This is a genomic window from Dorea acetigenes, from assembly GCF_025567385.1.
In the GTDB taxonomy this organism is placed as follows: Bacteria; Bacillota; Clostridia; order Lachnospirales; family Lachnospiraceae; genus Claveliimonas; species Claveliimonas acetigenes.
Genome location: NZ_JAOQJU010000008.1, coordinates 83,476 through 104,637 on the forward strand (window position 1 = coordinate 83,476; position 21,162 = coordinate 104,637).

General features: G+C 42.1%; 18 protein-coding genes and 1 pseudogene. 12 read left to right on the forward strand and 7 right to left on the reverse strand.

The genetic code is table 11. The annotated features are described in order from the left end of the window. Window positions 1-59 precede the first annotated feature (59 nt). Entirely contained in the window at window positions 60-779 is a 720-nt protein-coding gene (locus OCV99_RS08755; RefSeq protein WP_158369820.1) for a phosphatase, read from the forward strand. 85 nt (window positions 780-864) lie between these two features. Further along, window positions 865-1,152 (forward strand): YerC/YecD family TrpR-related protein, encoded by a 288-nt coding sequence (locus OCV99_RS08760; protein WP_158369822.1) that lies wholly within the window; start codon window positions 865-867, stop codon window positions 1,150-1,152. Between the two features lie 24 nt (window positions 1,153-1,176). Here the strand turns inward: OCV99_RS08760 and OCV99_RS08765 are convergent, their stop codons facing one another. Next, window positions 1,177-1,788: a DUF1836 domain-containing protein gene (locus tag OCV99_RS08765; protein WP_158369824.1), complete on the reverse strand. Its 612-nt coding sequence runs from the start codon at window positions 1,786-1,788 to the stop codon at window positions 1,177-1,179. Between the two features lie 157 nt (window positions 1,789-1,945). Between OCV99_RS08765 and OCV99_RS08770 the strand changes: the two genes are divergently transcribed. The 3 genes from OCV99_RS08770 to OCV99_RS08780 are packed head-to-tail and all read left to right on the forward strand — an operon-like array spanning window position 1,946 to window position 7,086. After that, complete coding sequence (locus tag OCV99_RS08770) at window positions 1,946-3,694, forward strand: ABC transporter ATP-binding protein (RefSeq protein WP_158369826.1); 1,749 nt, start codon at window positions 1,946-1,948, stop codon at window positions 3,692-3,694. A 3-nt stretch (window positions 3,695-3,697) separates the two neighbouring features. Continuing rightward, on the forward strand, window positions 3,698-5,602 hold the full coding sequence (locus OCV99_RS08775) for an ABC transporter ATP-binding protein (RefSeq protein ID WP_158369828.1): 1,905 nt from the start codon (window positions 3,698-3,700) through the stop codon (window positions 5,600-5,602). Between the two features lie 17 nt (window positions 5,603-5,619). After that, complete coding sequence (locus tag OCV99_RS08780; RefSeq protein WP_158369830.1) at window positions 5,620-7,086, forward strand: sodium-dependent transporter; 1,467 nt, start codon at window positions 5,620-5,622, stop codon at window positions 7,084-7,086. 83 nt (window positions 7,087-7,169) lie between these two features. On the opposite strand, the gene aroB is transcribed toward OCV99_RS08780, so the two are convergent. From aroB to OCV99_RS08795, 3 genes are read right to left on the reverse strand one after another with little or no spacing between them, the layout of a single operon-like run. Continuing rightward, window positions 7,170-8,225: a 3-dehydroquinate synthase gene (gene aroB / locus OCV99_RS08785; protein ID WP_158369832.1), complete on the reverse strand. Its 1,056-nt coding sequence runs from the start codon at window positions 8,223-8,225 to the stop codon at window positions 7,170-7,172. Then, window positions 8,219-9,220, reverse strand: coding sequence for a 3-deoxy-7-phosphoheptulonate synthase (aroF, locus tag OCV99_RS08790; RefSeq protein ID WP_158369834.1), 1,002 nt, complete (start codon window positions 9,218-9,220; stop codon window positions 8,219-8,221). Before aroF ends, aroB begins: the two co-directional genes overlap by 7 nt. A gap of 51 nt (window positions 9,221-9,271) precedes the next feature. Continuing rightward, window positions 9,272-10,015, reverse strand: a complete 744-nt coding sequence (locus OCV99_RS08795; RefSeq protein WP_158369836.1) for an SDR family NAD(P)-dependent oxidoreductase — start codon at window positions 10,013-10,015, stop codon at window positions 9,272-9,274. Between the two features lie 221 nt (window positions 10,016-10,236). Here OCV99_RS08795 and pcrA point away from each other — a divergent pair, with 221 nt between their 5' ends. From pcrA to OCV99_RS08815, 4 genes are all read left to right on the forward strand, one after another. Continuing rightward, complete coding sequence (gene pcrA, locus OCV99_RS08800) at window positions 10,237-12,465, forward strand: DNA helicase PcrA (protein WP_158369838.1); 2,229 nt, start codon at window positions 10,237-10,239, stop codon at window positions 12,463-12,465. Window positions 12,466-12,557: 92 nt separating this feature from the next. Continuing rightward, entirely contained in the window at window positions 12,558-12,803 is a 246-nt protein-coding gene (locus OCV99_RS08805) for a DUF4366 domain-containing protein (protein WP_158369840.1), read from the forward strand. A gap of 165 nt (window positions 12,804-12,968) precedes the next feature. Further along, window positions 12,969-14,348: a 23S rRNA (uracil(1939)-C(5))-methyltransferase RlmD gene (gene rlmD, locus OCV99_RS08810; RefSeq protein WP_158369843.1), complete on the forward strand. Its 1,380-nt coding sequence runs from the start codon at window positions 12,969-12,971 to the stop codon at window positions 14,346-14,348. A gap of 393 nt (window positions 14,349-14,741) precedes the next feature. Further along, window positions 14,742-16,328, forward strand: coding sequence for a hypothetical protein (locus OCV99_RS08815; protein ID WP_227191768.1), 1,587 nt, complete (start codon window positions 14,742-14,744; stop codon window positions 16,326-16,328). A gap of 320 nt (window positions 16,329-16,648) precedes the next feature. Here the strand turns inward: OCV99_RS08815 and OCV99_RS08820 are convergent. The 3 genes and pseudogenes from OCV99_RS08820 to OCV99_RS08830 form a co-directional block, all read right to left on the reverse strand. Next, a pseudogene (locus tag OCV99_RS08820) lies at window positions 16,649-17,115 on the reverse strand (DUF2000 domain-containing protein). Window position 17,116: 1 nt separating this feature from the next. Beyond that, the gene (locus OCV99_RS08825; protein ID WP_158369845.1) at window positions 17,117-18,013 is read right to left on the reverse strand and encodes a DMT family transporter; all 897 of its coding nucleotides are present in this window, start codon (window positions 18,011-18,013) and stop codon (window positions 17,117-17,119) included. After that, complete coding sequence (locus OCV99_RS08830; protein ID WP_158369847.1) at window positions 18,010-18,840, reverse strand: helix-turn-helix domain-containing protein; 831 nt, start codon at window positions 18,838-18,840, stop codon at window positions 18,010-18,012. The genes OCV99_RS08825 and OCV99_RS08830 overlap by 4 nt, the downstream gene beginning before the upstream one ends. A 142-nt stretch (window positions 18,841-18,982) precedes the next feature. On the opposite strand from OCV99_RS08830, the gene OCV99_RS08835 reads away from it, so the two are divergent. The 3 genes from OCV99_RS08835 (at window position 18,983) to OCV99_RS08845 (ending at window position 21,153) form a co-directional block, all read left to right on the forward strand. Beyond that, on the forward strand, window positions 18,983-19,258 hold the full coding sequence (locus OCV99_RS08835; RefSeq protein WP_158369849.1) for a helix-turn-helix domain-containing protein: 276 nt from the start codon (window positions 18,983-18,985) through the stop codon (window positions 19,256-19,258). 310 nt (window positions 19,259-19,568) lie between these two features. Next, on the forward strand, window positions 19,569-20,243 hold the full coding sequence (locus tag OCV99_RS08840; RefSeq protein WP_158369853.1) for a response regulator transcription factor: 675 nt from the start codon (window positions 19,569-19,571) through the stop codon (window positions 20,241-20,243). A gap of 4 nt (window positions 20,244-20,247) precedes the next feature. Next, window positions 20,248-21,153 carry a sensor histidine kinase gene (locus OCV99_RS08845; RefSeq protein ID WP_158369855.1) on the forward strand — a complete coding sequence of 302 codons (906 nt, stop codon included), beginning with the start codon at window positions 20,248-20,250 and terminating at the stop codon, window positions 21,151-21,153. Window positions 21,154-21,162: the final 9 nt, after the last annotated feature.

Genomic DNA, 21,162 nt, shown 5'->3' on the forward strand with positions numbered 1-21,162 from the left:
TATAAAATTGCATACTGTATAATGTTTCCATATGAGGATAAAGAAAGAAGGACAGGATAATGAAAATTATGGTTGATACGCATACACATACATTAGCGAGCGGGCATGCTTATAATACAATTCGGGAGATGGCGAAAATGGCAGCCGATAAAGGGCTGGAAGGCCTTGCGCTTACAGAACATGCGCCTCAGATGCCGGGGAGCTGTCATCTGTTTTATTTTCAAAATCTGAAGGTAGTACCCAGAGAGCTATATGGGGTACGGTTATTGATGGGAACAGAGCTGAATATTATGGATGAGACCGGAAGGGTGGATATTGCGCAGAATTGGCTGGAGCAGATGGATATAGCCATTGCAAGTATCCACACACCCTGCTATGGCAAGAGCAGAGGGAAGGAAGAGAATACACAGGCTTATTTGAATGTGATGCAAAATGAGCTGGTGGATATTATCGGCCATCCGGATGACGGGCGGTTTGAGGTAGATTATGAGGCATTAGTTAAAGCGGCGAAAGCGACAGGGACGCTTCTGGAGGTTAATAATTCTTCTCTGCGGCCGGATGGATTTCGGAAAGATACCTATAAAAACGATTTGGAAATGCTGAGACTTTGCAAGAAGTATGATGTAATGGTTACATTGGGAAGTGATGCCCATGTTGATGTTGATATTGCAAATACATTGTATTCTTCTGCTGTATTGCGGGAAGCGGAATTTCCGGAAGAGCTGATTGCAAATACATCTCTTGCGAAACTGTTATCTGTTTTAAAACGTAATCGGTAAAATTTCAGAACACCATATAGACTTTAAAGTTTTAATGTGCTAAAATGTATCTAGTTACTAATTCTGTGCAGAGGAGAGAATGAATATGAGTAAGAAGATCAGGACAGAAGCAGTTGATTATTTATTTAGCGCAATTTTAAGCCTGAAAGATAAAGAAGAATGCTATACTTTCTTTGAAGATATTTGTACGATTAATGAGTTACTTTCGTTATCCCAGAGATTTGAAGTGGCAAAGATGCTGAGGGAGCAGAAGACTTATCTGGAGATAGCAGAGAAAACAGGAGCATCTACGGCAACCATCAGCCGGGTGAACCGTTCGTTGAATTATGGAAATGATGGTTATGATATGGTGTTTGACAGAATCAATAAATAAAGGGAGACGTGTTGCTCCCTTTTTCTATTTCTTCTTTTTTTTGTGCTCCGGTTCCGGCATTTCGTCTATTAGTTTTTCAATCAGCTGTTTTTTAACATATACGTCAAATGCCAGACTGCAGATGAAGGAGAATTGCTGCAGACTTCTGCGGTCTTCTTCCGGAGCGTTGGAAAAAGTCTCGGATGCAGCCTTGAAGGAATGAGCAATATCCTTGGCTAAGTAGCTGGTTCTTGATTTTTCGTGCTGGCAGATTTCCTTGTAAATATCAGTTAATGAGAAATCCTCTCCATTGTTGAAATTTTCTTCTGTAACCGGCGCCAGAAGAGTCTCAATATCCTTTATTGATAGAATATTTTTAAAATAATAGATAAAAATCAAAAGCAAAACATGCTCTCTTGAATATTTCTTCTTAACCGGGGGAGGAAGAAGATTGTTCTTGGCGTAATTATTAATCATAGTTTTTGTCAGAATCTTATCTTCCGGATAACGCTTGGTGGAAGAAAGCTGGGCTTCCATAAAAGTCGTTACCTGATCCATATATAAATCTATATTGGGAATGTCTTCCGGTTTTACATAGTCGATTTTAGAAATGCTGGTGAGAATGCTGTTCAGCATATCTTTTGTGTCAATTGTCATAATTTATCACCTCAATATAGTTATTATATAGTATTGAAAACTAGATGACAAGATTTTTTTGAACATAAAATAAATTAGCAGCAGAAAAGGGAAATGAATTCTTGATATATATGAGAATTTACGGTAAAATGATTGATTGGCAGAAGGGGGACAGATGATGATTGGAGTATTGTTGCGAGAAGTAAAAGAGTATAAGAAAGCATCTATAGCGACACCCGTGTTTATGATACTGGAAGTGTTGATGGAGATGATTATTCCGTATCTTATGGCATCCATTATTGATAAAGGAGTAAGTGTGGGTGATATTCAGCACATTTATAAAATAGGCGGATGGATGGTAGCTGCGGCAGGGGTGGCTTTATTTGCAGGAATGGCAGGAGGAAGATATGGAGCGAAAGCTTCAGCGGGATTCGCGAAGAATCTAAGAGAAGCGATGTTTAACCATATACAGACCTTTTCTTTTGCGAATATAGATAAATATAGTACGGCAGGACTGGTTACAAGACTTACGACGGATGTGACGAATGTACAGAATGCTTATCATATGTCGCTTAGGATGTTCACCAGGGCTCCGGCAAGCTTGCTTTGTGCAATGACGATGGCATTTTCCATTAACGTAAGGCTGGCGACGGTTTATTTAATTGCAGTTCTGGTGCTGGGAGCGCTCCTTTTTCTGATTATGAGCCGTGCAACCAGATATTTTCAGGAGGCATTTCCAAAGTATGATGATTTGAATGCATCTGTTCAGGAAAATGTGTCGGCGATCCGCGTGGTGAAAGCGTATGTCAGAGAAAAACAGGAAACGGAGAAATTCCGCAAGGCAAGTGAGAATATTTACCGGATATTTGTAAGAGCAGAGTGTACTCTGGTATATAATGCTCCATTAATGCAGTTTACGGTTTATACTTGTATTTTGCTTATCAGCTGGATTGGGGCGAAAATGATAGTTTCGTCGTCATTGACGACAGGCGAATTGATGAGCCTTCTTACATATTGTATGAATATATTGATGAGTCTGATGATGATGTCTATGGTATTTGTTATGGTCTCCATGAGTATGGCAAGTATAAGGCGTATAGCAGAAGTGCTGAATGAGACAAGTGATTTGAAAGATCCCCGGGAACCAATACTGGAGGTGCCGGATGGAAGTATTGAGTTTAAAAATGTGGATTTCTCTTATAAAAAAGGAAGCGCGCGGCCGGTACTGCAGAATATTAATCTTAAAATTCATGCCGGGGAGACGATTGGAATTATCGGAGGAACGGGAAGTGCCAAGACAAGTCTTGTAAATCTGGTGAGCCGTCTCTATGATGTCTCTGATGGCGAAGTGCTTGTGGGAGGAATCAATGTAAAGAAATATGGACTGGAGGCGCTCCGGAATCAGGTTTCGGTGGTATTGCAGAATAATGTATTGTTTTCCGGTACGATTCTGGATAATCTCCGATGGGGAAATAAGGAAGCGACAGAAGAAGAGTGCAGGGAGGCATGTGTGCTGGCATGTGCAGATGAATTTATTCAGAAATTTCCTCAAGGATACTACACATATATTGAACAGGGCGGAAGCAATGTCTCGGGAGGGCAGAAGCAGAGACTCTGCATTGCAAGAGCGCTGCTGAAGAAGCCAAAGATATTGATTCTGGATGATAGTACCAGTGCAGTAGATACGGCCACGGACAAGAAAATCCGCAGGGCTTTCCGGGAGGAAATTCCCGATACGACGAAACTGATTATTGCGCAGAGAATTGCGAGTGTTCAGGATGCGGATCGTATTATTGTTATGGAAGAAGGCCGGATTGATGGATTTGGGACGCATGAAGAATTATTGGAATCCAATGAAATATACCGTGAAGTCTACTTGTCGCAAACAAAGGGCGGCGGTGATTTTGACGAGAAAGCAGGTGAGTAGCTTATGGCCGGATTGATGAACAGAGGCTCCAGGGGCGCTAAGCAGCAGGTAGAGAACCCGGGGAAAATTTTTATACGGCTGATGCGGTATATACTGCATCAATATAAATTTCACTGTATAGCGGTCTTACTTTTGATTTTTCTGGGTGTGATTGCGAATGTGCAGGGAACGATGTTTATGAAAAATCTGATTGACGATTATATTACACCGTTTCTTTTAACGGATCAGCCGGATTTTTCACCGCTTGCCCGTGCGATTGCCAGAGTAGCGTGTTTTTATGCAGTGGGAATCTGCGCTACTTACGCATATAACAGGATTATGGTAAATGTTACACAGGGAGTACTGCGGAATCTGAGGGACGATTTGTTTTCTCATATGCAGAAACTTCCTATTAAATACTTTGATACCCACGCTCATGGGGATATCATGTCTGTTTATACCAATGATATTGATACTCTGAGACAGATGGTCAGCCAAAGTATTCCGCAGGTGGCTAACAGTGCATTTACCATTGTCAGTGTATTTGTCAGTATGTTGATTTTGAATGTGCCGTTGACAGTGGTAACGCTGCTGATGGTTAGCGTTATGGTACTGGCGTCCAGGGCTTCCGCAGGAAGAAGCGGCAGATATTTTGTGGAGCAGCAGAAGAATCTGGGGGCAGTGAATGGATATATCGAAGAGATGATGGCCGGACAGAAGGTAGTAAAAGTATTCTGCCATGAAGAAGAGAATAAAGAAGCTTTTCGGAAATTGAATGATACTCTGTATATCAGTGCAGACAGAGCGAATACATTTGCCAATTTTCTGGGACCGATTAATGCGCAGCTGGGAAATGTAAGCTATGTAATCTGTGCAATTACGGGAGGAATTCTTGCGCTGAACCATGTAGGTGGGTTTACGCTGGGGGGTCTGGCAAGCTTTTTGACTTTTAATAAAAGCTTCAGTATGCCAATCAATCAGGTGAGCCAGCAGGTAAATGCAATTGTTATGGCTATGGCAGGAGCAGAGCGTATTTTTCAATTGCTGGATGAAGAGGAGGAAGCGGATGAAGGTTATGTTACGCTTGTGAATGTCAGAGAGCAGGATGGAAAGCTCGTTGAGAGCAGAGAGAGAACCGGGCGCTGGGCGTGGAAGCATGTACATCAGGCAGACGGCAGTGTTGATTATGTAGAAGTGAGGGGCGATGTGGTCTTTAACGGAGTGGATTTTGGTTATACGGACGATAAAATTGTACTTCATGATGTAAAGTTGTACGCCGAGCCGGGACAAAAGATTGCCTTCGTAGGTTCTACCGGAGCAGGAAAGACGACGATTACGAATCTGATTAACCGTTTTTATGATATTCAGGATGGAAAAATCCGGTATGATGGTATTAATATTAATAAAATCAAGAAAGCTGATTTGCGGCGTTCTCTTGGAATCGTCCTGCAGGATACCCATCTATTTACAGGAACGGTAAAAGAGAATATCCGGTTTGGAAAATTGAATGCTTCGGATGATGAAGTGTTTGCAGCGGCAAGATTGGCAAATGCAGATGGATTTATCCGAAGGCTTCCAGAGGGGTATGATACTATGCTGACAGGCGACGGTGCAAATTTGAGCCAGGGGCAGCGGCAGTTACTTGCAATTGCCCGCGTGGCAATTGCAGATCCTCCGGTATTGATTTTGGATGAGGCTACCAGCTCTATTGATACCAGGACAGAACGGATTGTGCAGGAAGGTATGGATAAACTGATGGAAGGAAGGACTACCTTTGTAATTGCCCATCGTCTATCTACTGTCCGTAATTCGGATTGTATTATGGTTCTGGAGCAAGGAAGGATTATTGAGCGAGGAACCCATGAGCAGTTAATTGGAGAGCAGGGAAGATATTATCAATTATATACAGGCAATTCTATTAGTGCATGATAAATAAGGAGAGAGAGATGAAAAGAGAAAAATTTGGTTCGCGCCTGGGCTTTATCCTAGTGTCTGCCGGATGTGCAATTGGTATAGGGAATGTGTGGAAATTTCCATATATGTGCGGAGAATACGGAGGAGCGGCATTTATACTCCTTTACCTGTTCTTTTTGCTGGTGATGGGGATTCCGGTATTGGTGTGTGAGTTTGCAATAGGGCGGAGAAGCCGTCTGAGCATTGCGGCGGCGCATAAAAAACTTGAGCCGGAGGGAACCCGCTGGCATATGACAAGGTGGATTGGAATTATCGGAAACTATTTGTTAATGATGTTCTATACGACAGTTGCAGGGTGGATGCTGTATTATTGTTACAAAAGCATAATCGGTACATTTGCGGGGGCTTCCCCGGAGCAGGTTACAGAGGAATTTTCTAAGATGTTAGGAAATGCACCTGTAATGATGTTTTGGACTGTTTTGGTCTGCATCATTGGGTTTGGCGTCTGTGCCTTTGGTCTTCAGGGAGGAATTGAACGGATTACAAAAGTCATGATGCTGGCTCTGCTTGCAATTATGGTGGCTTTGGCGGTACATTCTGTTTTCCTGGAAGGAGCCGGTGAGGGGATTCGTTTTTATCTGATTCCTGATTTGGACAAAATACGGGAAGTAGGAATTGGAAATATGATTTTCGGAGCAATGAGCCAGGCTTTTTTTACATTGTCTATTGGTATCGGAAGTATGTTGATTTTCGGAAGCTATATGGATAAGGACAGAAGCCTGACCGGAGAGGCCATTACAATTACAGCATTGGATACTTTTGTAGCACTGATGTCAGGATTTATTATTATCCCTTCGTGCTTTGCGTTCGGTATCGAGCCGGGGGCAGGTCCCAGTCTGATATTCATAACCATTCCGAATATTTTTACGCAGATGCCGGGAGGCAGGTTCTGGTCGGCGTTATTTTTCCTGTTTCTGACATTTGCCGCTTTTTCTACTGTAGTTGCGGTATTTGAAAATATTATTTCCTTTGATATGGATTTGCTGGGGTGGACGCGTAAGAAAAGCGTGAAGGTAAGCGCCGTTTTAATTATCCTTCTTAGTATGCCGTGTGTGCTTGGGTTCAATGTACTGTCGGGAGTACAGCTTCTTGGTGAAGGCAGTACCATTCTGGATCTGGAAGATTTTATCGTATCTAATAATTTGCTTCCTCTTGGAAGCCTGGTATCGGTAATGTTCTGTACGAAGAAAAATGGATGGGGCTGGAAGAATTTCTTAGAAGAAGCAAACACCGGTTCCGGAATAAAATTCCCATCCTTTGTACGGCTGTATGTTGCCTATGGAATTCCTTTATTGGTGATTCTTATTTATCTGAAAGGATATTATGATATGTTCAGTGGAAAAGGAACTTCGATGTTGGCAGGGTGGATGGCAGTGGCAATTGCATTGCTGGTCTTTATCTTTACATGTGCCGGAGGAAAAAGCAATTCGGAGCATTGATTTCAGTTAAATGTCATAAAAATAAGAACAGTCTGCGAAAATTGTATGCGGTAAAGCATAGAATTTCGTAGGCTGTTCTTATTTTATGCATGCATGATTTCTTTTAATTGTTCGATTGTTACCGGATAAATCCTGCAGTCTCCAATAGCATATGGGAGAATTAAATCAATGGTTCCGCCTTTGCGTTTTTTGTCACGAAGCATAACTTCATATAATTCCTCTGCAGAATAGGGGCAGTCCAGTGAGAAACCAAGCTTCAGAAGAGCATTGGTAATGTCATGGCTGCATTCTTTGCTGCAGATTCCCAGCTTTGCTGCTGTCTGGCCTGCCATGTGGATACCGATGGCAACAGCATGTCCGTGAGTTACTGCAAAATGGCTGCAGGCTTCTATTGCATGGCCAAAAGTATGTCCCAGATTAAGAAGTTCCCGTGTACCCCGGTCGAATTCGTCTTCAGATACAATTTCTCCTTTCATGGCGATACATGCTGCAACGATGTCATTGCATGTATGTTCCAGTCCGCCATTCAGGATGGAAAGAAATAGTTGCCTGTCTCTGAGAATACCGTATTTGATGCTTTCTGCCACGCCGTCCAGGAAAATTTCTCTGGAAAGTGTGTGGAATACGTCTGTATCACAAAGCACGGCTTCCGGCTGCCAGAAAGTACCGGCAAGATTTTTACCTGCTTGTAGGTCTACGGCAGTTTTGCCGCCCACAGAAGAATCTACAGCTGCAAGCAGGGTAGTAGGAATTTGTAAAAATGAGATACCGCGCATATAGATAGAAGCAGCAAATCCGGTCAAATCGCCTACAACACCGCCGCCAAGGGCGACAAGATAATCGCTTCTGGTAATTTGCAGATTAGCAAGGTGTTCCAGCAGGGCACCCAGTAGGTTCCAGTTCTTAGACGTCTCTCCGGCAGGAATTTCATAAGTATATACCTGACACCCCGCAGAACGGAAAGAATCTGCAGTTATACTTCCATAAAGAGGCATTACGTTGGAGTCGCTGATGATGACTACGGATTTCCCGGATAAATGTTCAATAGCTTCGGTAAAAATATTTCCTGAGCGGGCAAGAAGCCCTGTCCCGATGTATACGGGGTAGGGCTTACCTGTCTGTATGATCTGTTTTAACATAATGCTGCAGCCACCTTATCGATAGATTTTTTCAGTTCATCGAATGCTGCAGGAGTCAGGGATTGCTGACCGTCGCACAGCGCACATGCCGGATTATTATGTACTTCGATAATCAGTCCGTCAGCTCCGGCAGCGATTGCCGCCCGTGACATTGGCGCGACAAGGTCAGCCTTGCCGGTTGCATGGCTTGGGTCTACAATCACCGGAAGGTGAGACAAAGATTGTAATACTGGGATGCAGGATAGATCCAGAGTATTTCTGGTAGCTGTCTCAAAGGTGCGGATACCGCGTTCGCACAAGATGACCTGTTCGTTGCCGCCGCTCATAATATATTCGGCGCTCATGAGTAATTCTTCTAATGTACTGGAGAGCCCCCGCTTTAATAAAATAGGCTTCTCTGTCTTGCCAAGTTCTTTGAGAAGCTCGAAATTCTGCATATTTCTTGCGCCTACCTGAATGATGTCCACGTCATCGAAAAGCGGAAGCTGAGAGATATCCATAATCTCTGTTACAATTGGGAGTCCGGATTCTTTCTTAGCTTCCAGAAGAAGTTTAATGCCATCGGCTCTCAATCCCTGGAAAGAGTATGGAGAAGTGCGGGGCTTGAAAGCACCGCCGCGGAGAATTTTTGCTCCGGATTTTTTTACGTCCATAGCAACGCCGCAGATCTGTTCTTCTGATTCTACAGAGCATGGGCCTGCAATGATTACAGGTTCTTTCCCGCCAATTACGGCATCGCCGACGGTAATAACGGTGTCTTCCGGGTGAAAGTTGCGGCTTGCTCTTTTATAGGGAGCCTGGATACGTTTTACAGCATCAACAATATGCATTGCCTCCAGTTGCTCCATATCGATATGCGCAGTATCGCCGATAAAACCAAGCAGAGTATCCATTGTACCTGTAACGGTGCATACAGAAACTCCCTGCTTTTCGGCCCATTCAATTAAGTGTTGCTTTTCAGCTTCAGTTGTAGAATTCTTTAATTTGATAATCATAATGTAAAACTCCTGTCTTCATGTAATTAAGTATAGTCTACTATTATCATATTAAACTGTTGGGAATAAATCAAGTACCTGTCCGGTCATAACCTCTGGGGCATCACAGATTAGATAAAGAGCGGCCTTGCCCATACAGTCTGCGTTTCCCATCTTAATTTCATCTTGTCCAACAGAATGATTATAAGCCCTTTGTCCCGGTGTGTCCAGTATTGTTGGAGCAATTGCATTACAACGGATACCGTACTCCTGTGCCTGGATTGCCGTGGTCTTTGTAAGAGTAACAATTCCGGCTTTTGCGCAGGCATATGCGCCCATCTGGGAAGCAATCCGTCCCATTCGGGAAGAAATGTTTATAATATTCCCTTTTTTCTGTTTGATCATTTCCGGAATGACCTTGTTTGTGCAGAGGAATGGAATTTTAAGATTGGTTTTGATAATCTGATCCCATTGTTCTTCTGACCAGTCCCAGATTTTGATTGCCTGATTTTTCGTAATATCGTAGATTTCTTTGGGATAGCCCCCTGCATTATTTACTAGAATATCAATCTTTCCATATTTTTCAACAACTGCATCAACCATGGATTGAACCTGGGAAATGTCGGTTAAATCTCTGGAGAGGGCAATGGCATCTCCTCCGGCTTCCTTAATTTCTGCTACGGTCTGCTCTAAATCTGATAATGTACGCGCTACAGCTGCGATTGATGCACCTTCCGCTGCAAGAGCCAGTGCAATTTCCTTGCCGATTCCTCTTCCAGCGCCGGTTACAATTGCAATTTCACCTTGTAATCTCATAAAAATCCTCCTATATTCCCACGAACGCTTTATTGCTTTAAAGTGACAAACATTCGCGCTTTAAAGTGCTGAATTAAAAATATCATTTAAAATATACCATGTTTAAAAAAAAATGTCCATAGATTTTAAATCTCTTTCAGAAAAAGATGATGGAAACTGCAGTTCATATGTGATATGATGGAGCAAGTGAAAATAGGATATTAAGAAGCAAAGGATGAATTATGAGTATTTATGAAAAATTGAACGAACAGCAGAGGGAAGCTGTGTTTTATACGGAAGGACCGCTTCTGGTACTGGCAGGAGCGGGCTCGGGAAAGACGAGGGTTCTGACTCACAGGATCGCTTATTTAATAGAAGAGAAAGGAATCAATCCCTGGAACATTCTGGCGATAACTTTTACCAACAAAGCCGCAGGAGAGATGAGGGAAAGAGTAGATAATATTGTGGGGTTTGGCTCTGAGAGTATATGGGTCAGCACTTTTCATTCTACTTGTGTTCGCATTCTGAGACGCCATATTGACAGGTTGGGATATGATACTAATTTTACAATTTATGACACGGACGATCAGAAGACGTTGATGAAGGATGTCTGCAAATATTTAAAGATTGACACCAAGATCTATAAGGAACGGAATCTTCTGGCTGCCATTTCTTCTGCTAAAAATGAAATGATTACACCGCAGGAGTACCGTCTGCAGGCAGAGGGAGACTTTCATAAGCAGAAAATTGCATCCGTTTACGAAGAATATGAAAAACAGCTCCGGGCCAATAATGCGCTGGATTTTGATGACCTTCTTGTGAAGGCTGTTCAGCTGTTTCAGACACAGCCAGATGTGCTGGAATATTATCAAGAACGGTTCCGTTATATCATGGTAGATGAATATCAGGACACCAATACAGTACAATTTATGTTGATTAGTATCCTTGCGGCAAAATACCGGAATTTGTGTGTGGTGGGTGATGATGATCAGTCTATTTATAAATTCCGAGGGGCTAATATTAAAAATATCCTGAACTTTGAGCAAGTTTTTGAAGACGCCAAGGTTATTAAGCTGGAGCAAAATTACCGTTCTACCGGGAATATTTTGAATGCTGCCAATGCAGTGATACGTAATAACAGAGGGCGGAAGGATAAGACACTCTGGACCGCGAATGGAGAGGGAGAGAAGATTTCTTTCCGGCAATTTGATTCTGCTTATGATGAGGCAGAATATGTGGTGGATGATATCCGTGAGCATGTGAAACAGGGAGAGTGTGCCTACAATGACAATGCAATTCTTTACCGCACGAATGCCCAGTCCCGTATGTTTGAAGAAAGATTTGTGACCGCAGGAATTCCCTATAAGATTGTCGGCGGCATCAACTTCTATGCCAGAAAGGAAATCAAAGATCTTCTGGCATATCTGAAAACCATTGATAATGGGCAGGATGATCTGGCAGTACGCAGAATCATTAACGTACCCAAGAGAGGAATCGGCCTCACCAGTGTCAACCGGGTTCAGGAGTATGCGGCGGCACGGGAGATTGGTTTCTATGATGCGCTCAGAGCTGTAGATTTGATTCCTAATATAGGAAGAGGAGCCTCGAAAATGGAATCTTTTGTTGCCCTAATTGAGCACTTTAAGGCAGAAGCAGAACAGGTGCGTATTTCTGAACTGTTGGAAGACATTATTGAGATGACAGGCTATGTGGAAGAATTAAAGGCAGAAGGGGATGTGGAAGCAGAAGCCCGCATGGAGAATATCGACGAGTTGAAGAACAAGATTGCTGCCTATGAGGAAGCCTGTACGCAGAAAGGAGAGTTACCGTCTCTTAGTGATTTCTTGGAGGAAGTCGCCCTGGTTGCAGATATTGACAGTTTAGATGAAAATAGCGATTACGTGATTCTCATGACATTACATAGTGCTAAAGGGCTGGAGTTCCCTCATGTATATCTGACCGGCATGGAGGATGGCATTTTCCCAAGTTATATGACGATTACATCCGATGACCCGGAAGAAGTGGAAGAAGAAAGACGACTCTGTTATGTAGGGATCACAAGAGCAAAACAACAGCTGACTCTAAGCTGTGCCAGAAGGAGGATGGTTCGGGGAGAGACTCAGTATAACAAAATGTCACGGTTTCTGAAAGAAATACCGATGAAGCTTTTATCTACTGGAGCTGTATTCGAGCGGGAGGATAAGGAGGTAAAGATGCAGAATACTTACCGGCAGGCAAAACAAACATTTCAAACAAAAGCATTTTCCACGAAGCCGGTACAGCAATTTAAAGTAAGCAATGGGAAAGGACCGGGATATGATGTGGGAGACCGGGTACGTCATATGAAATTTGGTGAAGGACTGGTAACCTCCATTACAGAGGGAGGAAGGGATTATGAAGTAACTGTTGATTTTGATACAGCAGGAACCAAGAAAATGTTTGCAGCATTTGCCAGACTTCAGAAAATTTAACAGAAAAAAGTAGTAATATCGGAGCGATGGTGTTATAATAAATGAAACGAATTTTACTTGCACGGCAAGCAAAAGAAAGGATGTGTGGAAGCATGAGCAAAATAGAAGAGATTATTACCGCATCAAAATTGAATGATTTTATTCAGAAAAAAGAAGAAGAAGAAAAACACTGCAAGACAGTTCTTTGGATACTGGCAATTGTTGGAGTCGTTGCAGCAGTAGCAGCAATCGCATATGCAGTATATTGTTTCTTTGCACCAGATTATCTGGAAGATTTTGAAGACGATTTTGAAGATGACTTCGATGACGATTTCTTTAATGATGATGATCAGGTATAGAACGGATTATAAAAAGATAGTATAAGGTAAGATGGTGACGGTCTTTCATTCGATTAGGCAGAAAGCGGTAGCTGCGGCAAATCGTATGGGAGACCGTTTCGGCGCTTATGCCTGCCATGACAGACTTGGCTTTATAGAGAATAAAATGAATGGAAAGAAAAGAAGATGAAAAAGGGACAGATATTAGAAGGGCTGATTGAAAAGGTAGAGTTTCCCAACAAAGCAATTGCAGCAGTGCCGGGGGAAGACAAAAAAATAGTTGTTAAGAACGGGATAATGGGGCAGAAGGTGCGAATTTCTGTCAATAAAGTGAAAAAAGAAATAGCAGAGGGTCGGCTGATAGAAGTATTAGAACCCGCCCCTGTTGAAATAAAATCTGCATGTCCGCATTTTGGACAGTGTGGTGGATGTACTTATCAGAATCTGCCTTATGAAGAACAGATTAAGATGAAAGAAATACAGATAAAGAAAATGATGGATGCAGCAGTAAATGGGGACTATGTATGGGAAGGAATCAGGAAAAGTCCCTCTAAGAGCGAATATCGGAATAAGATGGAATTTTCCTTTGGAGATGAATATAAAGATGGCCCGTTGGCACTTGGGATGCATAAGAGAGGAAGCTTTCATGATATTGTAAATGTTACAGATTGTCAGATTGTGGATGGAGATTATAGGAAAATTCTTGCCTGCACTCTGGAATATTCCAGGGAGACAAAGCTGCCATATTATCACCGAATGCATCATGCGGGGTTTTTCCGCCATCTTTTGGTAAGAAAAGCCGTGAAGACAGGAGACATCCTGATAGACCTTGTAACGACAACAGAGCACAGTTTCCATACAGAATTTGGCGGAAAAGAATGGGCAGACCGTCTCTGTTCCCTGGAGCTGGATGGTCAGATTGCAGGAATTCTGCACACAAAAAATGACAGCGTGGCAGATGTAGTAAAAGATGAAGGTACAGAAATATTATATGGACAGGACTATTTTTACGAAGAACTTCTGGGGCTGCGCTTCAAGATTACCCCGTTTTCTTTCTTCCAGACCAATTCACTGGGAGCAGAAGTACTGTATGAACTTGCAAGAGATTATGTCGGCGATACAAAAGATAAAGTTATCTTTGACCTTTACAGCGGAACCGGAACAATCGCCCAGATACTGGCACCGGTAGCGAAAAAGGTAGTAGGCGTGGAAATCGTGGAGGAAGCTGTAGAGGCGGCAAAAGAAAACGCGAAGCTGAACGGACTTGATAACTGTACATTTTGGGCAGGAGATGTCTTAAAGGTAATTGATGAACTTGGAGAAGTACCGGATCTGATTGTGCTGGATCCGCCAAGAGATGGCGTACACCCGAAGGCGCTGGAGAAGATTACGAATTTCGGTGTGGAGAAAATGGTTTATATTGCCTGTAAACCAACCAGCCTTGCCAGAGACCTGGAGATGCTGCAGGGCAGAGGGTACCGGGTGGAACGGATGGCGTGCGTGGATTTGTTTCCTTCGACTTATCACGTTGAAACAGTCTGTTTGCTGACACAAAATCTTGCATAATTGACATAGAAAAATATGTAAAAGCCACAAGATATTGTGGTCTGCGGAAACAAATAATTTGGCAAAACTAAGTGCAAAAAAGCCCGTAAATAAGGGCGATTAGGGGAGGATGGGGTTTTGCAAAATTGTTAATACTGGCCATGTGAAGCAGTCGCTCTGGTGTCGAGAAAAGCCCGGTAAATCAAAGATTTCCGCAGCTTTGGGGCAAAAAAGGATGTGTGTTTCAGTTTCCGTAGAATGACAATGCGGAAACTGATTTACCCCAGGGGGTAAGATTTTCGGAATTGTCCAGATACATTTTGGCAAAAGGGATACTTTTTCGCAAAAGAAACGAATGTAATTAAGTTTGTGTTTCGATACTGATATTGCCGAGTAACAGAGGAGGAATGTTTTATGCCTAGAGTAGGAATTACTGCGTATGATTTGCTAATTTCATGTCCGGGTGATGTGAATCAATTTATCGATATTATTAGGGAATGTGTGGATAATTTTAATAGAGTATATGGAAATATTAATAATATGGAAATTGCAACAAAGCATTGGTCAACAGATAGTTATCCGCAATCCGGAGATAAACCACAGGAATTGCTGAATAAACAATTTGTTCGGGAATGCGATGCTGCAGTAGCTATATTTTGGACAAAATTTGGCACGCCAACAGATAAATATGGCTCTGGAACAGAAGAAGAAATTGAAGAAATGTTATCTTCAAATAAACAAGTATTTATGTATTTTCTTGATGCACCTATAAATCCATCTAATGTAGATATGGAACAATATAAAAAGGTGCAGGCCTTTAAAGAAAAGTACAAAGATAGAGGGATTTATTTTATAGTAAAAGATGAACATGAACTGAGACAGCTATTTACTAATCATTTAGGAATGCATTTTTTACCGTTAGCAGTAGGTCAGAAAACGCTATTTGAAAAAAAGGAAAGCCCTGTTCTTAAAATTAAGGCTGCATCGTTGGAAGAAGATAAAGGTGCAGATGTAGAGTATTCTGGCTTTTCTGAGTGTAAAATGGTAAAGGATAAAAGAAAGAGCATTATTTCAAAATTTGCTTTATTACAGCAGGGATATCTGAATGCCAGAGAAAAGGAAAATACAGAGGATATTGAAAAAAAGGAGAATCCTTTATTGATCAATACCCCTGATTTGAATAAATTATTAGGAAAATCAGATTTTATGGCAGGCAAAATAACGGATGCAGATATTGCTGATAGATGGAAGAGTACCATTTGTAAATTCGCCAAAGAGAATGACATCGAAATCGAAGATTCTTTTTGGAATGTTGGAAATCTTAAAAAAAGGGTATCTACACTAGTTCCTTTTTATGGAGGGAGTGGTACAACCTTTGAAGGTAGTGAGGAAGAGAAAAAACGGTATGATTCCATAAGGGAATTATATTGGGCTATTGTTGATTATTACGAATATATTTCCTTTTTTGAAAAGGTGGATAAACAAGGGCTAGTTGATTTAACCGTGGCCAATATAGGTAATACATTTGATGAAGACATTGATGTAAAAATTATTATTAAGAAAAATCATGTCTGCAAAATAAAAGATATAGCTGTTCCGGAAAGTAATATCATTGAAGAAATATTGAAAATGAGATTTTTGGAATATGCATATCAAATTGAATGTAATGATATTGTTGTTGAATATACGGGATATCCTTTACAAACACCAAGCATGCCTTTAATTGCTGATAATCCATTTACTAGACCATCAGCACAAGAAGAATATAATAGAAATAAAGAGGAGTATATGGAAAAGCTAAACAGAATTTTCTGTTATGAGTATTATGAAAAAGAGGATGTTGATATTTTGGTATTTCATATAGGCTATCTTAAACATAATACAGTAATGGCATTTCCATCAGTTTTAGTATTTAAGGAAATACCAGATTTTATAGATTACGAAATATCCTCAAAATACGTTGCAGATGTAGTAAAGGGAACTGTAGAGATTCGAAAATAATACATAATGAGAATAAAGCCGTTACCCCAATCTTAAATATACATTACATACTTTTGCAATGCAGTATAAAATTCCTGTTACCGAAAATATTGAAACGGTCTGTCTGCTGACGAGAAAAGCCCGGTAAATCAAAGGTTTTTGCCAGTTGGGGCCGTGTGTTTTATTGAAATTTGAAATGTAGATATGTTTCCGAAGTGGGGACGGGGTTATGCGAAAAGGTTAAATAACAGAGTTATGCGAAATTGTTTGAATATGGAACTGTAAAACAAACCGCTGGAGCATGGGGTTTCCATGTACCAGCGGTTTGTTGCTGACTCAGCCTATCGCAGCAGTGGCATACTGCCTGTGAGCTTATTGACTTTTTTCTTAGAACCGCAAATGGCAAGACCGAAGTATTGCAAAGTGCTTTCTGATACGTTCCCCATTTTAGAAATAAATTCATCATAGGTTTTACAGCCCTGTGCCAGATCGCTAAAGTCAACCACGGTCAAATCCTGAAAGTCGGGCTGATAGAGCTTCTCACGGATTGCTTTGATGATTTCCGGTGAGCCTTTCAAAATTGGTACGGGAAATTCAATAATGCCGAGATGTTCGTTTCCACTTTGATCTGTAACATTTGCACCGACCACCTCCGGCATCTCTTTTCCCAAGGTAATTCCCATGATAGCCGCCGTATTTGCGATAATGCCAAGCGGCAGATTTTCGTTGCCATGCATCCGAAGGGAAGCTCCGGGGGAGGTTTCTGTAGGTCAATGACCATGACGCATTTTTCATTTTGTAAATCCATTTCAGATTGCCTCCTGTTTTTGTGTTCTTCCTCTGTATTCAGAAAGGAACAGTCCGATCAGTGCCAGGACCGTACCAATACCGGACATCACGGTTACTTTTTCTTTCAGAATAAGGGCAGAGGTGACAACCGTGATAACCGGAACTAAGTAAATATAAATGCTTGTTTTGACAGCGCCCAGAACCTTCACAGCCATGTTCCAGGTGACGAAACAGAGCGCGGATGCGCCCAATCCTAAGAAGATCAGATTTCCCAGGCAGACTGGATTTGCGAACCGTTCTGCTCCAATGCGGCAGTCAAACAGGAATAGTGCGGGTATCATAAATATAATGCCATAAGCAAATACCCGCCTTGTGGTCTGGATGGTGTGATATCCAAAACGGCTGATTTTCCGTGTCAGCACAGAGTAGCAGGCCCACACGACTGCCGCAGCTACGGCCAATAAGTCACCGATGGGATTTAACTGCATATTCGCTCCGTTAAAGCTAATCAGGCAGATGCCGATCATCGCAACTACAAATCCGATGAAGAAATTTGCACGCAGCTTTTCTTCCTTTGTGAACAGGTGGGTGAGCATTGCGGTGAAAAAGGGTGCTATGGAGATAATTACACCTACGTTGGAGGCCATTGTATAAGTCAGGGCAATGTTCTCCAGCAGGTAATACAGACACACGCCGCACAGTCCCGCCGCTGCAAAGATAGCTTCCTGCCGTTTGGTAGTTCCTTTCATCCGGTGGGGATAGACGATCAGCAATGCCAGAAATCCCAGAATAAACCGGAAGAACAGGATTTCTATCGGTTCAAAATCCACTAACAGCACTTTGGTGGAGATGAAGGTAGTTCCCCATATCAGGATCGTTACCAATGCCGCCAGATGCCCGGTTGCTTTTTTACTCATCCGGCGTTTCCCCCCTTCTCTAAAAATATGTCACGGTAAAGACCCGGAGCCAATCCAATAAATCGGTTGAAATAGTTCGTGAAATGACTCTGATCGGAAAAGCCGGTCTGCATGGCTGCCTCTATGGGAGGCACGCCCTGTTCCAGAAGTTTCTTTGCTTTGCCAATGCGTATGTTCTCTAAGTAGCTGTATGGTGTGACACCTTTGGACTTGGTAAAGACCCGGAGCAGTGTGGATTTGCTAAGACCAGCATAACGGCAGATCTGATCTAAATAAATCCGGTCTGCGAAGTGCTGCTCCATAAAATCGCAGGCCTTTTCAATTTCCTCCCGGCATTCCGGGATGCAGCTTGGGGAGGGCTGCCCGTACCGTTGAATCAACAGAGATATGAGGAGCAGCAGATTTTCTTCTTTGCCGAACCCACAGGAGCCTTTCATGACCAGTTCGTGGAGTGGATGCAGATAGCAGGTCACTTCCTCATCGAAGATCACGGTTTTGGAAAAGCCGGGGAGTTCCCTTCTCCCGGTTACTTCTTCTGCCAGGTCCAGCATAACTTCTTTGGTAATGTTAAATCCCCGGTAATCCAGAGTGTCATCATCACTCTGTACGCAGGCATGATTGTCTCCGGGATTGAATAAAAGAATATTGTCCTTTTTTAAAGCGTATTCCTGATTTCTACAGGACAGTACGCGGTGTCCGTCCTCAATAAATCCAATTACATAATATTCATGGAAGTGGTTTGGAAATGGTTGCACGATTCCCTCAAAACGGTATGCTTCAATCCGAAGCTCATCATCATAAACCACTGTCCTTGTTTCTTTCTTCATGTGTGTTCCCTCCTTGCTGTTCTTCATTGTAGCATTTCAAAATGCAAAAGGCTTGTAAAATATCTTCATTTTTCACGGTTCACTGGATTGCAGTCTTCGGATATGGTATGCTATAAGCAATCAAACTGGTGGAGGTACGGGTATGGAAGAACAGCAGAATCCATTGACTTATGAAATCATCAAAGCGGTGGTTGCCGGAGAGAAATGGGCAACAGAAAAGGTTATTGCACACTACGATTCTTATATTGAAGAACTCGCCACAGTGAAAGAAAGGCAGCCGGACGGTAGCGTGAGAACCTATGTGGACGAGGATATGAAGCAGGAGATAGCATCGAAGTTGCTGGAAGAAATACCAAACTTCCCGATGGAGAAAGCGGAAAGGATAACGAAAGGGGAAACTGAGGCGGAGGCTGATTAGAGAAGTAGATATACACAAAGCTACTTGGAAACTAAAACCCGGAGTATTGTGGGGCGGCGGTGGCGAATGTGGTGTATTCGCTCAGACGAAAGATCAGAGATGGGCACATAGAAACAGTAGTTGGGAGCGGGTATCAGTTTGTTGGATGAAAGTGTAAAATAGGTAATGGCATCTGTCAGTGGTTGAAAGCGGGCAGATGCTTTTTTTCGCAGATTATGCTATCCTATAAACAGTTTCTTGATTGCAGATATGAGTATAATCAGTGCTGCACTGTGAAATGACGAAATGATTGCCTGGAAAGGAGAAAATAATGGTTGGTAAAAAACTATTAATCATTGAAGATGATATGGATTTAAGAGAAGGATTGCGCTTTTCTTTTGAAGGAGATGGCTATGAGGTTTTTGATGTGGGAACCAGGAGAGAAGGACAGCAGGAAATTAAAAAAGGGAGTTATGATCTTGTGCTTTTAGACTGTAATCTTCCGGACGGAACTGGGTTTGATCTGTGCAGAGAAGTGCGCCGGTTCAGTATGATTCCTATTATCATGCTGACTGCCCGTGATACGGAAATGGATGAGATCAAGGCATTGGAACTGGGGGTGAATGATTATCTGTCAAAACCGTTTTCCCTGGGTGTGCTGAAAGCTAGAATGAAACGGATTCTAAATGAAAAAGTAGAAACGACAAATTTATGCTCCGGAAATATTGTCATTGATAAAAGTACCTGTAAAGTGTATAAGGATGAGGAAGAAATCGCATTAAGCAAATTAGAGTACAAGCTGCTTATGTACTTAATTGAAAATAAAAACCATGTACTGTCGAAGGAGCAGATTTTAAGCCAGATTTGGGATAGTGACGGAAAGTATGTAGATAACAATACGGTTTCCGTAAATATCAGCAGATTGAGAACGAAGATAGAAGATGATGCATCCGATCCAAAGTTCATAAAGACCGTACATGGAGTTGGATATATTTGGAAGGAATAGGAACATGATACTCAATATCATACTTGTGGCGCTGTTATTCCTCACTGTAGGGTACAGCATTTATAAAAACAGGAAAACTTACCGTTCAATAGACAGGTTATTAGATTGTGTGTTAAATCAGGAAAAGATAGAACTTTCCGATGTCCAGGAGGGAGAGCTGTCTGCCCTGGTAAATAAGATTAACCGGATTCAGGAAGTTTTGGGAAAACAGGTGGAGATGGCAGAGGCGGAAAAAGAGCAGGTAAAAAGTCTTGTTTCCAATATGTCGCATCAGCTTAAAACACCTTTGGCAAACCTTTCTGTCTATACGGAAATCTTAAATGATCAGGAATTAGAGGAAAAGAAGAAAGCGGAAGTTGCTGAAAAAATCAAAAAGCAGATTGATAAGCTGGACTGGATCATAGGTTCATTGGCTAAGATGGTAAAACTGGAGCAGGATGTGATTGTATTTGATGCAGAAAGCATCTCAATCAGACAAACGCTTCTGGACGCAATAGACACGGTATATGAAAAGCTGGAGAAGAAAGGGATCATGCTTGTTTCTGAAACCTATGAGGATATCCTGCTGTTTCATAATCGGAAATGGACGGTTGAAGTTTTTGTAAATCTTCTGGAGAATGCGATCAAGTACACGAAGCAGGGAGGCACAATACAGATCAAGGTTTGTTCCTATGAAATCTATACGGAGATTCAGATCATAGATAACGGATGTGGTATCCGTGAGGATGAGATTACGGAAATATTCAAACGCTTTTACAGAAGCCGGGAAGTGGAACACATAGAAGGCTCCGGCATTGGGCTGTACCTTTCAAACCTGATTCTTGAAAAGGAAAAAGGCTACATGGTAGTGAAGTCCGTCTATGGAGAAGGAAGCTGTTTTTCGGTGTTCTTACAAAACTGTAAGAACTGATTACCGCCC

What these genes read in the sequence shown, in the direction of transcription:
- OCV99_RS08815 (WP_227191768.1), top strand. Translation starts at nt 14,742, where the DNA reads ATGCCTAGAGTAGGAATTACTGCGTATGATTTGCTAATTTCATGTCCG.
- OCV99_RS08845 (WP_158369855.1), top strand. Translation starts at nt 20,248, where the DNA reads ATGATACTCAATATCATACTTGTGGCGCTGTTATTCCTCACTGTAGGG.
- OCV99_RS08760 (WP_158369822.1), top strand. Translation starts at nt 865, where the DNA reads ATGAGTAAGAAGATCAGGACAGAAGCAGTTGATTATTTATTTAGCGCA.
- OCV99_RS08795 (WP_158369836.1), bottom strand. Translation starts at nt 10,015, where the DNA reads ATGAGATTACAAGGTGAAATTGCAATTGTAACCGGCGCTGGAAGAGGA.
- OCV99_RS08770 (WP_158369826.1), top strand. Translation starts at nt 1,946, where the DNA reads ATGATTGGAGTATTGTTGCGAGAAGTAAAAGAGTATAAGAAAGCATCT.
- aroB (WP_158369832.1), bottom strand. Translation starts at nt 8,225, where the DNA reads ATGTTAAAACAGATCATACAGACAGGTAAGCCCTACCCCGTATACATC.
- rlmD (WP_158369843.1), top strand. Translation starts at nt 12,969, where the DNA reads ATGAAAAAGGGACAGATATTAGAAGGGCTGATTGAAAAGGTAGAGTTT.
- OCV99_RS08765 (WP_158369824.1), bottom strand. Translation starts at nt 1,788, where the DNA reads ATGACAATTGACACAAAAGATATGCTGAACAGCATTCTCACCAGCATT.
- aroF (WP_158369834.1), bottom strand. Translation starts at nt 9,220, where the DNA reads ATGATTATCAAATTAAAGAATTCTACAACTGAAGCTGAAAAGCAACAC.
- OCV99_RS08825 (WP_158369845.1), bottom strand. Translation starts at nt 18,013, where the DNA reads ATGAGTAAAAAAGCAACCGGGCATCTGGCGGCATTGGTAACGATCCTG.
- OCV99_RS08840 (WP_158369853.1), top strand. Translation starts at nt 19,569, where the DNA reads ATGGTTGGTAAAAAACTATTAATCATTGAAGATGATATGGATTTAAGA.
- OCV99_RS08755 (WP_158369820.1), top strand. Translation starts at nt 60, where the DNA reads ATGAAAATTATGGTTGATACGCATACACATACATTAGCGAGCGGGCAT.
- OCV99_RS08775 (WP_158369828.1), top strand. Translation starts at nt 3,698, where the DNA reads ATGGCCGGATTGATGAACAGAGGCTCCAGGGGCGCTAAGCAGCAGGTA.
- OCV99_RS08835 (WP_158369849.1), top strand. Translation starts at nt 18,983, where the DNA reads ATGGAAGAACAGCAGAATCCATTGACTTATGAAATCATCAAAGCGGTG.
- pcrA (WP_158369838.1), top strand. Translation starts at nt 10,237, where the DNA reads ATGAGTATTTATGAAAAATTGAACGAACAGCAGAGGGAAGCTGTGTTT.
- OCV99_RS08805 (WP_158369840.1), top strand. Translation starts at nt 12,558, where the DNA reads ATGAGCAAAATAGAAGAGATTATTACCGCATCAAAATTGAATGATTTT.
- OCV99_RS08830 (WP_158369847.1), bottom strand. Translation starts at nt 18,840, where the DNA reads ATGAAGAAAGAAACAAGGACAGTGGTTTATGATGATGAGCTTCGGATT.
- OCV99_RS08780 (WP_158369830.1), top strand. Translation starts at nt 5,620, where the DNA reads ATGAAAAGAGAAAAATTTGGTTCGCGCCTGGGCTTTATCCTAGTGTCT.